The organism is Pseudomonas sp. TE3786, assembly GCF_054057335.1.
Genome location: NZ_JBSRZF010000026.1, coordinates 49,046 through 63,355 on the forward strand (window position 1 = coordinate 49,046; position 14,310 = coordinate 63,355).

General features: G+C 60.2%; 15 protein-coding genes and 1 pseudogene. 5 read left to right on the top strand and 11 right to left on the bottom strand.

Features of this window, described 5'->3' with window-relative positions; all coding sequences use genetic code 11:
• Positions 1-120: 120 nt before the first annotated feature.
• The 3 genes from ACVW0Y_RS21845 to gcl are packed head-to-tail and all read right to left on the bottom strand — an operon-like array spanning position 121 to position 3,639.
• Positions 121-1,011, bottom strand: coding sequence for a 2-hydroxy-3-oxopropionate reductase (locus tag ACVW0Y_RS21845; RefSeq protein ID WP_457441200.1), 891 nt, complete (start codon positions 1,009-1,011; stop codon positions 121-123).
• Between the two features lie 11 nt (positions 1,012-1,022).
• Positions 1,023-1,805, bottom strand: a complete 783-nt coding sequence (gene hyi / locus ACVW0Y_RS21850) for a hydroxypyruvate isomerase (RefSeq protein WP_457441201.1) — start codon at positions 1,803-1,805, stop codon at positions 1,023-1,025.
• 58 nt (positions 1,806-1,863) lie between these two features.
• A complete protein-coding gene (gene gcl, locus ACVW0Y_RS21855) occupies positions 1,864-3,639 on the bottom strand; it encodes a glyoxylate carboligase (protein WP_457441202.1) in 1,776 nt (591 codons plus the stop codon).
• A gap of 328 nt (positions 3,640-3,967) precedes the next feature.
• Here gcl and ACVW0Y_RS21860 point away from each other — a divergent pair, with 328 nt between their 5' ends.
• Positions 3,968-4,399, top strand: a complete 432-nt coding sequence (locus ACVW0Y_RS21860; RefSeq protein ID WP_457441203.1) for a GlcG/HbpS family heme-binding protein — start codon at positions 3,968-3,970, stop codon at positions 4,397-4,399.
• An 86-nt stretch (positions 4,400-4,485) separates the two neighbouring features.
• Here the strand turns inward: ACVW0Y_RS21860 and ACVW0Y_RS21865 are convergent, their stop codons facing one another.
• A complete protein-coding gene (locus ACVW0Y_RS21865; RefSeq protein WP_457441204.1) occupies positions 4,486-5,124 on the bottom strand; it encodes a TetR/AcrR family transcriptional regulator in 639 nt (212 codons plus the stop codon).
• Between the two features lie 245 nt (positions 5,125-5,369).
• Here ACVW0Y_RS21865 and moaA point away from each other — a divergent pair, with 245 nt between their 5' ends.
• From moaA to ACVW0Y_RS21880, 3 genes are all read left to right on the top strand, one after another.
• A complete protein-coding gene (gene moaA / locus ACVW0Y_RS21870) occupies positions 5,370-6,374 on the top strand; it encodes a GTP 3',8-cyclase MoaA (protein ID WP_457441215.1) in 1,005 nt (334 codons plus the stop codon).
• A 150-nt stretch (positions 6,375-6,524) separates the two neighbouring features.
• Positions 6,525-7,310, top strand: a complete 786-nt coding sequence (locus ACVW0Y_RS21875) for a substrate-binding periplasmic protein (protein WP_457441216.1) — start codon at positions 6,525-6,527, stop codon at positions 7,308-7,310.
• 208 nt (positions 7,311-7,518) lie between these two features.
• Positions 7,519-7,968: a PA2169 family four-helix-bundle protein gene (locus ACVW0Y_RS21880; RefSeq protein ID WP_457441205.1), complete on the top strand. Its 450-nt coding sequence runs from the start codon at positions 7,519-7,521 to the stop codon at positions 7,966-7,968.
• Between the two features lie 226 nt (positions 7,969-8,194).
• Here the strand turns inward: ACVW0Y_RS21880 and ACVW0Y_RS21885 are convergent, their stop codons facing one another.
• From ACVW0Y_RS21885 to ACVW0Y_RS21910, 6 genes are all read right to left on the bottom strand, one after another.
• Positions 8,195-9,007: an outer membrane protein OmpK gene (locus ACVW0Y_RS21885; protein WP_457441206.1), complete on the bottom strand. Its 813-nt coding sequence runs from the start codon at positions 9,005-9,007 to the stop codon at positions 8,195-8,197.
• Between the two features lie 118 nt (positions 9,008-9,125).
• Positions 9,126-10,592, bottom strand: a complete 1,467-nt coding sequence (locus ACVW0Y_RS21890; RefSeq protein WP_457441207.1) for a nucleobase:cation symporter-2 family protein — start codon at positions 10,590-10,592, stop codon at positions 9,126-9,128.
• A gap of 318 nt (positions 10,593-10,910) precedes the next feature.
• Positions 10,911-11,558, bottom strand: coding sequence for a 7-cyano-7-deazaguanine/7-aminomethyl-7-deazaguanine transporter (locus ACVW0Y_RS21895; protein ID WP_457441208.1), 648 nt, complete (start codon positions 11,556-11,558; stop codon positions 10,911-10,913).
• A gap of 117 nt (positions 11,559-11,675) precedes the next feature.
• Complete coding sequence (locus ACVW0Y_RS21900) at positions 11,676-11,996, bottom strand: hypothetical protein (protein ID WP_457441209.1); 321 nt, start codon at positions 11,994-11,996, stop codon at positions 11,676-11,678.
• Positions 11,993-12,535: a thiamine pyrophosphate-binding protein gene (locus ACVW0Y_RS21905; protein ID WP_457441210.1), complete on the bottom strand. Its 543-nt coding sequence runs from the start codon at positions 12,533-12,535 to the stop codon at positions 11,993-11,995. Before ACVW0Y_RS21905 ends, ACVW0Y_RS21900 begins: the two co-directional genes overlap by 4 nt.
• The gene (locus ACVW0Y_RS21910; protein ID WP_457441211.1) at positions 12,532-13,731 is read right to left on the bottom strand and encodes a PepSY-associated TM helix domain-containing protein; all 1,200 of its coding nucleotides are present in this window, start codon (positions 13,729-13,731) and stop codon (positions 12,532-12,534) included. The genes ACVW0Y_RS21905 and ACVW0Y_RS21910 overlap by 4 nt, the downstream gene beginning before the upstream one ends.
• 235 nt (positions 13,732-13,966) lie before the next feature.
• Here ACVW0Y_RS21910 and ACVW0Y_RS21915 point away from each other — a divergent pair, with 235 nt between their 5' ends.
• A complete protein-coding gene (locus tag ACVW0Y_RS21915) occupies positions 13,967-14,131 on the top strand; it encodes a hypothetical protein (protein ID WP_457441212.1) in 165 nt (54 codons plus the stop codon).
• A gap of 69 nt (positions 14,132-14,200) precedes the next feature.
• On the opposite strand, the pseudogene ACVW0Y_RS21920 reads toward ACVW0Y_RS21915, so the two are convergent.
• A pseudogene (locus tag ACVW0Y_RS21920) lies at positions 14,201-14,310 on the bottom strand (IS110 family transposase); the annotation flags it as partial.

Genomic DNA, 14,310 nt, shown 5'->3' on the forward strand with positions numbered 1-14,310 from the left:
ACTGAAATCGACCTACCCGGCTCGCAGGCCGTGACACCGCTTTGCCGGGAGGTCGAAAAGGGTTACGCCACAACAGGGTTCATTGAGGCGCATGGCGAATATCCGCCGATACGCCGATCTTCAATCCTTGCGGATGGAGAAATTAGCCATGTGCTCAAGGCCCTTGATCAGCGCCGAGTGGTCCCAGTTGCTGCCACCGATGGCCGCGCAGGTGCTGAACACTTGCTGGGCGTTGGCGGTGTTGGGCAGGTTCAGGCCCAGTTCCTTGGCACCGGCCAGGGCCAGGTTCAGGTCTTTCTGGTGCAGGCTGATGCGGAAGCCCGGGTCGAAGGTGCCTTTGATCATGCGCTCGCCGTGCACTTCAAGAATCTTCGAGCCGGCGAAACCACCCATCAGCGCTTCACGCACCTTGGCTGGATCGGCACCGTTCTTGGCGGCGAATAGCAGGGCTTCGGCAACGGCCTGGATGTTCAGGGCGACGATGATCTGGTTGGCCACTTTGGCGGTCTGGCCGTCGCCGTTGCCGCCAACGCGGGTGATGTTCTTGCCCATCGCCTGGAACAGCGGCAGGGCGCGCTCGAAGGCTTTTTCGCAACCGCCGACCATGATCGACAGGGTGGCCGCCTTGGCCCCCACTTCACCGCCGGATACCGGGGCGTCGAGGTAGGCAGCGCCGGTGGCTTTGATTTTTTCCGCGAAGGCTTTGGTGGCGGTAGGCGAAATCGAGCTCATGTCGATCACTACCTTGCCGGCACCCACACCTTCCAGAACGCCGTCTTTGCGGAACAGCACGTCTTCAACCTGGGGGGTATCCGGCACCATCACGATGATGAATTCGGACTCCTGCGCCACTTCCTTGGGGTTGGCCAGGCCAACGCCGTTGTCGCCCAAAAGGTCGGCCGGGGCTTTGTCGAAGTGCTCGGAGAAGAACAGGGTGTGACCTGCTTTTTGCAGGTTCTGGGCCATGGGTTTGCCCATGATGCCGGTGCCGATAAAACCGATTTTAGCCATGAGGGTTCTCCTTAGATGGCGTTGTGCGTCTTTAACCAGCCGAGGCCGGCAGCGGTGGTGGTGGCAGGCTTGTATTCACAGCCGACCCAGCCCTGGTAACCGATGCGGTCCAGGTGCGCGAACAAAAAGCGGTAGTTGATTTCGCCAGTGCCTGGCTCGTTGCGGCCGGGGTTGTCGGCCAGCTGCACGTGGTTGATCAGCGCCAGGTTGCCTTCCAGGCTCCGGGCCAGATCACCCTCCATGATTTGCATGTGGTAGATGTCGTACTGCAGGAACAGATTGCTGCTGCCGACCTTGTCGCGAATGGCCAGAGCTTGTTTAGTGGTGTTCAGGTAGAAGCCGGGAATGTCGCGGGTGTTGATCATTTCCATGACCAGCTTGATGCCCGCGGCTTGCAGCTTGTCGGCGGCGTACTTGAGGTTATCGACCAAGGTTTTTTCAACGGTGGCGCAGTCCGGACCTTGCGGACGGATACCGGCCAGGCAGTTGATCTGGGTATTGCCCAGCACCTTGGCGTAGGCGATGGCCTTGTCCACACCAGCGCGGAATTCTTCAATGCGCTCGGGGTGGCAGGCGATGCCGCGTTCACCCTTGGCCCAGTCACCGGCCGGCAGGTTGAACAGCACCTGTTCCAGCTTGTGGGTGCTCAGGCGGGCCTTGATTTCTTCGGCCGGGAAGTCGTACGGAAACAGGTATTCAACGCCGCTGAAGCCGGCTTGGGCGGCAGCGTCGAAGCGGTCCAGGAAGTCCACTTCAGTGAACAGCATGGACAGGTTGGCGGCAAAACGTGGCATTGCAATGCTCCTCGGTTTGACGCTCCTCCCTCGCTGGCGAAGGAGGAGGCCGGTAGCGTTAATCCAGCAGAGAGATCGCGGTCGGCGCGTCGGCACCGGTCAGCGCCAGGTCTTCGAATTCGTTGACGGCGTTGATCTCGGTACCCATGGAGATGTTGGTCACCCGTTCCAGGATGATTTCCACCACCACCGGTACGCGGTGCTGCGCCATCAGCTCCTGAGCCTGGCGCAGGGCCGGCTGGATATCGTTGGGCTCGAACACACGGATGGCCTTGCAGCCCAGCCCCTCGGCTACCGCCACGTGGTCGACGCCGTAGCCGTTGATTTCCGGTGCGTTGATGTTTTCGAAGGCCAGCTGCACGCAGTAGTCCATCTCGAAACCGCGCTGCGCCTGACGGATCAGCCCCAGGTAGGAGTTGTTCACCACCACGTGGATGTACGGCAGGTTGAACTGCGCACCCACGGCCAACTCTTCGATCATGAACTGGAAGTCGTAGTCGCCAGACAGCGCGACAACCTTGCGGGTCGGGTCGGCTTTAACCACACCCAGCGCTGCCGGAATGGTCCAGCCCAGCGGGCCGGCCTGGCCGCAGTTGATCCAGTGACGTGGCTTGTAGACGTGCAGGAACTGCGCGCCGGCAATCTGCGACAGGCCGATGGTGCTGACGTAGCAGGTGTCTTTGCCGAAGGCTTCGTTCATTTCTTCGTACACGCGCTGGGGTTTTACCGGCACGTTTTCGAAGTGCGTCTTGCGCTGCAGGGTGCGCTTGCGCTGGTGGCAGGACTCCAGCCAGGCGGTACGGCTTTTCAGCTTGCCGGCGGCTTTCCATTCCTTGGCCACGCTGATGAACATATCCAGCGCGGCACCGGCGTCGGAAACAATGCCCAGGTCCGGGTTGAATACGCGGCCAATCTGGGTTGGCTCGATATCCACGTGAATAAAGCGCCGGCCTTCGGTGTACACATCCACCGAGCCGGTGTGGCGGTTGGCCCAGCGGTTACCGATACCGAACACCAGGTCCGATGCCAGCAGGGTGGCGTTGCCGTAGCGGTGCGAGGTTTGCAGACCGACCATGCCGACCATCAGCGGGTGATCGTCCGGGATGGTGCCCCAGCCCATCAGCGTGGGCACCACCGGCACGCCCACCAGCTCGGCGAACTGCACCAGCTTGTCGCTGGCGTCGGCGTTGATGATGCCGCCACCGGCCACCAGCAACGGGCGCTCGGCGTCGTTCAACAGGGCCAGGGCTTTCTCGGCCTGGGCGCGGTTGGCGGCAGGGCGGCTCAGTGGCAGCGGTTGGTAGGCGTCGATATCGAACTCGATTTCAGCCATCTGCACATCGAACGGCAGGTCGATCAGCACCGGACCCGGACGGCCGCTGCGCATTTCATAGAAGGCTTTCTGGAACGCGTAAGGCACCTGGCCCGGTTCCATGACGGTGGTCGCCCACTTGGTCACCGGCTTGACGATGCTGGTGATGTCGACGGCCTGGAAGTCTTCCTTGTGCATACGGGCCCGCGGCGCTTGGCCGGTGATGCACAGAATCGGGATGGAGTCGGCGCTGGCGCTGTACAGGCCAGTGACCATGTCGGTACCGGCTGGGCCGGAGGTGCCGATGCATACACCGATATTGCCAGCCTTGGTGCGGGTGTAACCCTCGGCCATGTGCGAAGCGCCTTCCACGTGGCGAGCCAGAACGTGGTCGATGCCGCCGACTTTTTTCAGCGAGGCGTACAGGGGGTTGATGGCGGCGCCGGGAATACCAAACGCAGTGTCGACGCCTTCGCGGCGCATAACGAGGACGGCTGCCTCGATTGCTCTCATTTTGGCCATTTGTTGTGCCTCTTTTGTTCTTAAATTGTATACAAAGTGCTGTTGCGGATTCTATTCAGGCCATGACTTTGCGGTCAACAATTTTTCTTAGGCAGAGCGTTGCCAAGCGAAACAGATTTAAAACGCCTGTTTTAGCGGGGGGTTGTAGGGCGGGTAAGGGGTTGGTTGTTTGTATGTGTATACAAAAACAGTTTTGATTGTATCGACTGCTTGCGTTTTTTGTTTTGGCTGCGATAGTTAAGCCCGTCTTTCGATTGCACCCTTTGGCGCGCTAGCGGCGTTTGTGGGTGTGTGTCTACCGCTTCCAATTACAAGAAAGGATTGACCCATGAGTGCATTGACCCTGCAGATCGCCACCCAGATTACCGAGCAGGCCCAGTCGGCCGCCCGCGCCATTTCCTCGGCACCGCTGACCATTGCCGTGCTGGATGCCGGCGGGCATTTGATTTCGCTATTGCGTGAAGACGGCTCGAGCATGCTGCGTCCGCAGATTGCCATTGGCAAAGCCTGGGGCGCGGTGGCGCTGGGCAAAGCGTCGCGGCAAATCGCCAGCGATGCGCAGCAGCGGCCGAGCTTTATTGCGGCGGTGAACACCCTGGCCCACGGCAATGTGATTCCGGCACCGGGTGGCGTGCTGATTCGCGATGCGCACAATCAGGTGATCGGTGCCATCGGCATCAGTGGCGATACCTCGGACATCGATGAGCAATGTGCGGTGAAGGGGGTGTTGGCGGTGGGGTTGCAGGCGGATATTGGCTGAAGATCACGAGCATCGCGGCTGAAGCCGCTCCTACGAATTGCACGTCTCGTAGGAGCGGCTTCAGCCGCGATGGCCTTTACATCGAATTACCCAGCAACCTTCACCGGCTTGATACTCCCCTCACTCACCTCACACCCGCCAATCACCATGCGAATAATGGTGTCAGCCGCCGCTTCATAGTCGGCGTCGTCGAGCTTGGCCTTGCCGGTGACGATGGAGATCTGCCAGTCGAAGTCGGCGTAGGTTTGGGTCGCGGCCCAGATGCTGAACAGCAGGTGGTGAGGATCGACCTTGGCCATCAGGCCCTGATCTATCCAGGCCTGGATGCAGCTGATGTTGTGTTTGGCCTGCTCGTTGAGCTGGGCGGTCTGCTCGGCGGACAGGTGCGGCGCGCCGTGCATGATTTCGCTGGCAAACACCTTGGAGGCGTAAGCCAGGTCGCGGGAAATACGGATTTTCGAGCGGATATACGCGCGCAATACATCGGCCGGCTGGCCACCCTGATTGAACGGCTGCGAGGCCGCCAGCAAGGGTTCGACGATGCTTTCCAGCACCTCGCGGTAAAGGTTTTCTTTGGACTTGAAGTAGTAATACACGTTGGGCTTGGGCAAGCCTGCCTTGGCGGCGATATCGCTGGTCTTGGTGGCGGCGAAGCCCTTGTCGGCGAACTCTTCACTGGCCGCGCGCAGAATCAGCTCTTTGTTGCGCTCGCGAATACTGGTCATCTAAAGACTCTTTTTGCTGTGGCACCGCATCGATGGGCTTGCTGAGTGGTCGGGCATGGTAGCACCGGCTTTGCGCGGCGCTCAACGTGTGTGGTTTTGCTGGGTAGAGCGCAGCGCAACCCGGCGTTTCAGTGAAATTGTTGTATACGCGATCAGCATTTTTTGAGTACATTTCTGACTCCGTGGTCAGCTAATCCATAACAACAATTTTTCGCCCCCAGAGCAGTTGGAGTTCCGTCTTGTCCCTGCCGCTTGCACCTGACGCCAGCCTGGTCGACCCCTTCGGGCGGCGCATCACTTATCTGCGTCTATCGGTCACCGACCGCTGCGATTTTCGTTGCACCTACTGCATGAGCGAAGACATGCAGTTCGCCCCCCGGGCACAGATTCTCAGCCTCGAAGAGCTGTATGCCGTGGCCGATGCCTTTATCAGCCTGGGGGTCAAACGTATCCGTATCACCGGCGGCGAACCCCTGGTACGCAAGGGCGTGCTGGGCCTGTTGCAACGCCTGGGTGCGCGCAGCGAGCTGGAGGATCTGGCGATCACCAGCAATGGCTCGCAGTTGCTGGAGATGGCCGGGCAGTTGCAGGAGGCGGGGGTCAAACGCCTGAATATCAGCCTCGATTCCCTGCAGCGCGAACGCTTCGCCGCCTTCACCCGGCGCGACAGACTCGACCAGGTTCTGGCTGGCATCGACGCCGCACAGGCCGCCGGCTTCCAGCGGATCAAACTCAATTGCGTGGTGCAGCAAGGGCGCAACGATGACGAGGTGCACGACCTGGTGCAGTTCGCCGTTGAGCGCGGCCTGGACATCAGCTTTATCGAAGAAATGCCCTTGGGCAGTATCACCAGTCACCAGCGCGAGCAGACGTTCTGCTCCAGCGACCAGGTGCGCGCGCTGATCGAACAGCGATTTGCCTTGGTGCGCAGCAGCCGCGTCACGGGCGGGCCGTCGCGTTACTGGCAAGTGGTCGGTAGCGATACCCAGGTGGGCTTTATTTCCCCCCACAGCCATAACTTCTGCGGCGACTGCAACCGCGTGCGGGTTACCGCCGAAGGCAAGCTGGTGCTGTGCTTAGGCCATGAAGGCGCGCTGGATTTGAAAGGCCTGATGCGCGCCCACCCCGGCGACAGTCAACGCCTGCGCCAGGCCCTGGTCGAGGCCCTGCAACTGAAACCCGAACGCCATCATTTCGGTCAGCACGAACAGGTGCAGGTGCTGCGGTTTATGAGCATGACGGGTGGCTGAAGTGCCCATCTCCACCCTGTAGGCGCGGCTTGAGCTGCGATGCTCTTGAACGTCAACAGCATCGCGGCTCAAACCGCGCCTACGAGGTAGTGCCCACAACAACAAGAAAAGGAAACCTGTGTGACGTCCAAACTCCTCGGCTCGGTGGCCATGGTTTTATTTGCCACCACTGCCCACGCTCAGACCTATGTGGTGGGCGTGGAAAACCTGCCGTTTATGCCGCACTACAGCACCGACAAGCAGGGCAATTACACCGGCTTTGCCCGCGAAGTGCTCGATCTGTTTGCCGCCAAGGCTGGCATCCAACTGGAATACCGCCCGCTACCGGTCGAGCGGCTGCTCCCCGCGTTGCTACAGGGCGAGGTGGATTTCAAATACCCGGACAACGCCGATTGGGCGCAGCCGCAGAAAGCCGGCAAAAGCCTGCACTACAGCCAGGCCGTGGTGAACTACGTGGATGGTGTGCTGGTACCGCCGATGCAGCAGGGGCAGGGGGTGGATAAATTGCAGCGCCTGGCCATCGTCAGCGGCTGGACGCCCTGGGCCTATCAGGCGCGCATCGAAGCCAAGCAAACGCTACTGACCACCAGTGAAGACCTGCCGAGCATGATCAAGCTGGCGCTGAAGAACGAGGCCGATGGTGCCTACTTCAACGTCGTGGTCGCCACCTACTACCTAGACACTATCCGCGCCCGTCCGGGGGCTCTGCTGTTCGATTCGAAGCTGCCCTACACCCGCGGCACCTTCAACCTGTCGAGCAGCAAATATCCCGAGCTGATTTCGCGCTTCGATCAGTTCCTCGCCGAGCAGCATGAAGCCATAGCCGCGCTGAAAGAGAAGTACCAGGTCGAGGCCAATCTCGATTCGGAATTTCTGGGCATGGAGCAATGGAAAGTCGATTTCCTCAAGCGTCAGAAGGCCAAGCAGACCCCTTGATGCCGAGCGCCTGACCAGCGGTTGGGCACCCCGTGATTGCTGCCTTACAGGCGGGTTCTGGGTCGTCTGGATAAGTGCCAGTGGGCGTTTTTCCTGAACCTTTGCGCAATCCCCCACGTCCACTTTTGCGAGCGGTCGGTAACCCCGTCGGGTTGATACCGGCCACAACCTGCAGCCTGTTGCTGCATGCCAAAAGAGGATTTTGACCATGGAAACCAAAGACACCATTTCGCTGCTCAACAACCTGATCGAGACCAGCAAAGACGGTCAGAAAGGCTTCCGTGAGTGCGCGAACGATATCGAAAACGCCGAACTCAAAGGCCTGTTCACCCAACGCTCTGCCGAATGCGCCGCCGCTGCCGGCGAGCTGCAGCAACTGGTGCGCAGCCTGGGCGGCGACCCGGAGACCAGCTCCAGTGCCACCGGCACCCTGCACCGTGGTTGGGTCAACCTGAAAAGCGTACTCACCGGCCATAGCGAAAAAGCCATTCTCAACGAATGCGAGCGTGGCGAAGACGTCGCGCTGAAACACTACAAAGAAGCCCTGGAAAAAGACCTGCCATCGAATGTGCGCAGCATTCTGGAGAAACAGCGTCAGGGTGTGCAGCGCAACCATGACCAGGTCAAAGCGCTTAGAAATATGGCACGCGCCAGCTAAGTAGCGTGGTTGTTATCAAGGAGCGCTCATCCGTCGTTCCTTGATGCAAAAGGGCGGACCATCACAAGTGGTCCGCCCTTTCTTTTATTCAGTGCATCTTTTATTCAGAGCCTCTTTTTTTGTTCAGATCAAAAGCTCGCGGCTGAAACCACTCCCATAAGGCAATGGGCTCTCCCATGGATAGGCGATCTTTGTGGGAGGGGCTACAGCCGCGATGCGGTTGATCTTAGAAGTGCACTTTCACCAGCAAACTGGCGGTGTTCTGATCGGTGCCATCGAGAATCACGTCGCCGAGATAACTGTCGTTATCGACGCCGTACTTGTCTTTCCAGTAGTCGTACTCAATACCGACATACAGCTGCTTCGCGCCCCAATGCAGCGCTTTACCCAGGTCATATTTGATCTGTGGATTGAAGTGCAGGTTGGCGTGGTAGGTGCCACGGGCGTTCTCGTCGTTGTCGACCACCCAGTCCATAAAGCCATCGATCAGGATGTCGGAGCTGCCGAGCGGGATGGTGTAGCTCCAGGCCGGGGTGATCTGCCACACGTCATCGCCGGGGCGATTGCCTTCGGTCTGACGGTTGTAGAAGTTGAGCTGGAAGTAGTCGAAGCCCGGAATGGCCAGGTCGAAGCCCGGGCCGATCAGGTACGACTCGACATCGCCTTCGCCGAATTCATAGGTCATCGCCAGCAGTACGTCGCTGACCGGACCGAAGGCGATCTTCTCGCCGCTGATTTTGCTCAGCGACAGGCGTGGGCTGAATTCGCCGTAGTAGGTGTTGTTGCCAACCCCGGCATCGGCTTTGCCGTTGTAGAAGATCTTGTCGACAAACAGGAAGTTGTCCCCGTACTTCCAGCCGTCGGCGTGCTCGAAGGTAACGGTTTGCTGGATCTCAGGGTTGACCTTGAAATCCTGGCCATACAGGTAGGTCAGGCTGTTGTTCTGCCATTGCAGCAGGTCCTCCGCCAACGCAGCCTGGCTACCAGTGAACAGACCGGCAGAGAGGGCGAGGCAGTGCGGCAAACGCTTCAGGTTCATGTGGTTTTCCTTGTTGTAGTGGTTTTACAGCGCTTTTCCGCTCGAGCATCGGCCGCCACCCGGCACCGTGACGGTCCGGGCGTGGTTCAGTGCTGGAGTTGAAGAGAGGGCGGGCGTATCAGCTCTGCAGGCTGACTTTGCCGTTGCGGGCCAGGTCGTTGGCGATGTCTTCATCACTGGGATTCTGCATCACTTCAACGATCGAGGCTTCCGGGTCGAACTCATCCTCTTCGATGGCATCCAGATATTCCTCCGGCAGGAAGATATTCAGCAGGATGGCCGCGAAAGCACCGACGGTGATCGGCGATTCGAAGATGTTGTGCAGGGCGCTTGGCAGCTCGCGCAGCACTTGCGGTACGGCGGCGACGCCCAGCCCCAGGCCCAGGGAGATTGACACGATAAGCATATTGCGGCGGTGCAGACCGGCTTCGGAAAGGATCTTGATCCCGGCCACGGCCACGGTGCCGAACATGATCAGGGTGGCCCCACCGAGTACCGGTTTGGGCATCAGTTGCAGTACTGCGCCAACCATCGGGAACAGGCCGAGCAACACCAGCAATGCGGCAATGAAGTACGCCACATAACGGCTGGCCACCCCGGTGAGTTGAATCACCCCGTTGTTCTGCGCAAAGGTCACCATCGGCATGCTGCTGAACAGCGCAGCCATGGCCGAGTTGAGGCCGTCGGCCAGCAGCCCCGATTTGATCCGGCGGATATACACCGGGCCGCGCACCGGCTGCTGGGAAATCATCGAGTTGGCGGTGAGGTCACCGGCGGCCTCCAGCGGCGTGATCAGGAAAATCACCGCGACCGGAATAAAGGCATACAGGTCGAACGAGAAACCGTATTTGAACGGCACGGGAATGCTGACGGCAGGGACCTCCGGCATGGCAGCGAAGTCCACCTTGCCCATCCACCAGGCCACCACGAAGCCGATACCCAGGCCGATAATGATCGCGGCCAGACGCAGGATCGGAACGTCGAAACGGTTCAAAACCACGATGATCGCCAGCACCAGAAAGGCCAGGCCGAGGTTGCTCAGCGCGCCGAGGTCGGCGGCACCGAAACCGCCGGCCATATCGGTGACCGCCACCTTGATCAGCGACAGGCCCATCAGGGTGATGATGGTGCCGGTGACCACCGGGGTGATCAGCTTGCGTAGCTTGCCAATGAACTGGCTGAGGGCAACTTCGATAAAGGCGGCGAAAAAGCACACGCCAAAGATGGTCGAGAGAATCTCCTCGGTGCCGCCGCCACGGGATTTCACCATAAAGCCGGCGCTGAGAATCACGCTGATAAAAGCGAAGCTGGTGCCCTGCAGGCACAACAGGCCAGAGCCTATCGGGCCGAAACGGCGTGCCTGGATAAAGGTACCCAGCCCGGAAACGAACAACGCCATGCTGATCAGATACGGCACTTCACTCTGCAGGCCCAGAGCGCCGCCGATGATCAGGGTGGGGGTGATGATGCCAACGAAGCTGGCGAGAACGTGTTGCAGGGCGGCGAACAACGCGGCGCTGAAATGCGGGCGATCGTCGAGGCCATAAATAAGGTCCGAGCGGGTGGAGCTAGCGGGGGTTGTCATGATTTAGCCTGCCAATTGTTTTTGTTCGGTCATGGGCTTACGAGGGGTCACGGCCCTCCGTCTTTCCGGCAGTAAAATCTGTCTGCCTGGTCAGAATGTGCCGATCATAATCACTTGTGGACAGAATGTGGAACAGTTTTATTTTGGATTGTGTACAAAAATTGATAGGCGGCCGAGCGGCACCAAACTTAGGTGGGGGGGGCGAAGGCTCTTTTGTAGGAGTGGCTTTAGCCGCGATTGGCCGGGCCTGTAAACCGCGATGCCAAATCAAGGGCGTCGCGGCTCAAGCCGCTCCTACAGGGGAGGGGTGTTGGGGGCTTAAGCCGTGGGTTTGCCCGCCAGCACGCGCAGAATGGCGTTGAGCAGCACGCCGTACAGCGGCACAAACAGCAGCAAACTGATGGTCAGTTTGACGCCGTAGTCGACGGTGGCGATTTCCACCCAGTGTTCGGCCATAAACGGGTTGCTGCTGTGCCAGAACGCCACGGCGAAGAACACGAAGGTGTCCAGCAGGTTGCCGAAGATGGTCGATACCGTGGGCGCGATCCACCACTGGCGCAGGCGACGCAGGCGGTCGAACACCTGGATGTCGAGAATCTGCCCGAAGGCATAGGCGAGGAAGCTGGCCAGGGAAATGCGCAGGACAAACTCATTGAATTCCAGCAGCGCGCCAACGCCGCGGAAACTGGCTTCCTGAAACAGCACCGAGACGATATACGACACCACCAGCGCCGGCACCATCACCTGGGCGATCACCAGGCGCGCCGGACCTTTGCCCAGCAGGCGCACGGTCAGGTCGGTAGCCAGAAAGATAAACGGGAAGCTGAACGCGCCCCAGGTGGTATGCCAGCCGAACAGGGTGATCGGCAGCTGCACCAGGTAGTTGCTGGCGATGATGATGAGGATGTGGAACAGCACCAGAAACGTCAGAGCGACGCGGCGACGGTCGGGGTGAATCAGGGACATGTGCGGACCTTTTTGATCGATGGGGTTAGGGAACCCATGGAAACGGCGCGCATTCTACCTGCTGCGTACACCTGTTGCGTAGGGCGAATATCCCGCCGGGATATCCGCCGCTCAGGTTCAGCGTGAAGAAATATCCCTGTGATCGACCTCCACGGTATGCCCCGGGCCCAGCTCCATCAGCACATAGAACTCACCCTCAGGGCGGCGGAAAGTATAGCTGGAGTCTGCCCCCAGCTTGCCGGCCACCAGGGTCTTTTGGTCATAGCCGATTACATCCAGAACGGTGCCGGGCAGGGCGGTGCCATCCGACAGACCGCCGATGCAGCGCACCTGCTCATCGCCCAGCGCCTGACATTGGCAATACAGACCGTGGGCTTGTGCCTGGCTGCTGACGGTCAGCGCCAGCGCGGTGAAAAACAGCGAAAGGACGCGGGTCATGGGCGAGCTCCGGGTTGGCCTTGCAGCCAGGTGACAAGGGATGGCGAGGCTTGGGCCAGGGCAATGGCGGTTTGGTGCACGCTGCCGTCCCAGCCTTCCACAGTCAGCCACAGTTCGCTGTGCACCGTGGTGTTGGCAGGCACCACCACTTCCGCCATCAATCGGTAAGGGCTGCCAGACAGCAGCGCGCCGGCGGTGCGCAGGCTGCGCGGTTTGCCGATGCGCAGGTAAGCGGCCTTGACCTGCGGCAGGCAGCTGTTGCACAGGGCCACGGTGAACTCTTTCATATTGCCGGCCTTGCCTTCGGCTTCTGGCGCGCCCACATGCCATTCGGCGAGGCGGGCGGTCCAGGGGCCGACGTTGAACTCGCCGACTTGCCGTTCGCCCAGGCCCAGGGTGCCGCGGGTCATCGCCGCGTTCTGCAGATAGGCGGGCATAAACCCCAAAGGGATCAGCACCAGCACGATGTTCAGGTGGAAGCGGTACTTGTGCCACAGACGCTGGACGGTGCTCTGTTGCGGGGCAATGACCTTGCTCATGGCTGGCCCTCCGTCACCTGACCAGGGGCAAGCGTGGCGGTTTTTTCCGGGCGCACTCGTTGTGCGCGCCTGGCCAGGTTGGCCGTGGCGTGCACCGTGCGTTTACTCCAGATCAGCAGACCACTGAGCACCATCATGCTCAGCAGCAGACCGAAGAAGAACCAGATCAGCTTGACCCACAGACCGCCGAAGTCGCCGGTGTGCAGCGGGCGCATGGATTCGGTGACGAACTCCAGGGCGCTGCGGTCGTCGAGCAGATTGCTGCCCGCCACGGTGCCGGTGTAGGGGTTGATCTCGGCGGTCTGGAACATCAATGGATACCAGCCCCGGCCACCGACGCTGACATGGCCGAAGGCGTCTTCGGGCATGGAGATAAAGCTGACGTCCAACCCCGGGATCTGCTCGCGGGCGATTGCGCTGATCTGATCCAGCCCCAGTTGTTGCGCTGCCAGGCCATCGGCCGTCACCGGTACTTCATGGCGGGCGACAAAAGCAGGCGGGCCCTCGGTGGAGATCGAGATATGCAGGTCCGACAGCAGGGCCTCGATCAGAAACCAGGTGCCGGTGATCGAGATCACTGCGATAAACCAGATCGACCAGATACCGCTCAGCCGATGAAAATCGCCCCAGAAAATTCGCGCCCCTTGGTTGAAGCGCAGGCGCGGAGTGAAGAAGCCTTTCCAGAAGCGCTTGTACACCACCAGCCCGGTGATCAACGACGCCAGCAGTGGCAAGCCGAGCAGCGACACCAGGTACCAGCCCCAGCTGTAGCCATTGCTGAAGGGCACCAGCCACCAGCCATGCAGGGCGCGGGTAAAGGCGCTGAAGTCAAAGCTTGGGCTGACGCCCTGGACCACCCCGGTATAGGGGTTGATATACAGGCGGAAGGTGCCGCCGCCGGGTTGGCTGACCTGGGCAGTGAGGGCGAAGTGGGATTCTTCCGGGCTGGACAGCCACTCGACTGCCAGCTCCGGGCGTTCCTGGCGAATGGCGGCGAGGATCTGGCCATAGCTCAGCGGCTCGGCATCGTCGTCGGGTTGGCTGGCGCGGATTTCCGGGTTGGCCAGCCAGACAATTTCCTGGCTGACCACCGCCAGGGTGCCGGTGACACAGACGATCAGCAAAAAGAACCAGATGGGCAAAGCCAGCCAGCTGTGCACGAGGAACCAGGTTTTGGCGCGGGTTTTTTTAGACATAGGCTTCGACATAAACAGGGGGAGTGGCGATCAGCACGGGGAGCTGCTGCGCCAAAGGGGCCATGAAACTTTCGCGGTTTCACACGTCTCTCCCTACAAGACGGATAGCTCGCGCAAAACCTGCACGGGTACATGCAAGGAAATGTTTCCAGGTAGGCGTCCCTGTGGTGGATCAAAGATTCTTGACGTGTTGTGTGAATGCAGCGAATAGGGTCAGGCCCTGACCCTGCAGCAAATGCATACACGTTTGCTCGATGCCGAAGTGCCGATTTCCCAGCTGTGCCTGAGCCAGGCGCTACGGCGGATGTGGCAGGGCGCGCTGGTGTGGCGCAATGAGGAGCACGGTTATGTTCTGTTGCCGGATGTGTTGGGTATGGCTGAGCGGCGTCGCGCAGGCTGACCGCCAAAACATCGCGGCTAAAGCCGCTCCTACAGACCGCGTTGAGTTTCGTAGGAGCAACTGTCTTAATCACGCGCTTGCGGATTGCCAGGAGGTCCCATCTCGGACCATGGCATTGAGGCGCGTGATCAAGACGCGCAGGCAAGCCATTAAGGCGACCTTGGCCGGTTTTCCGCGTT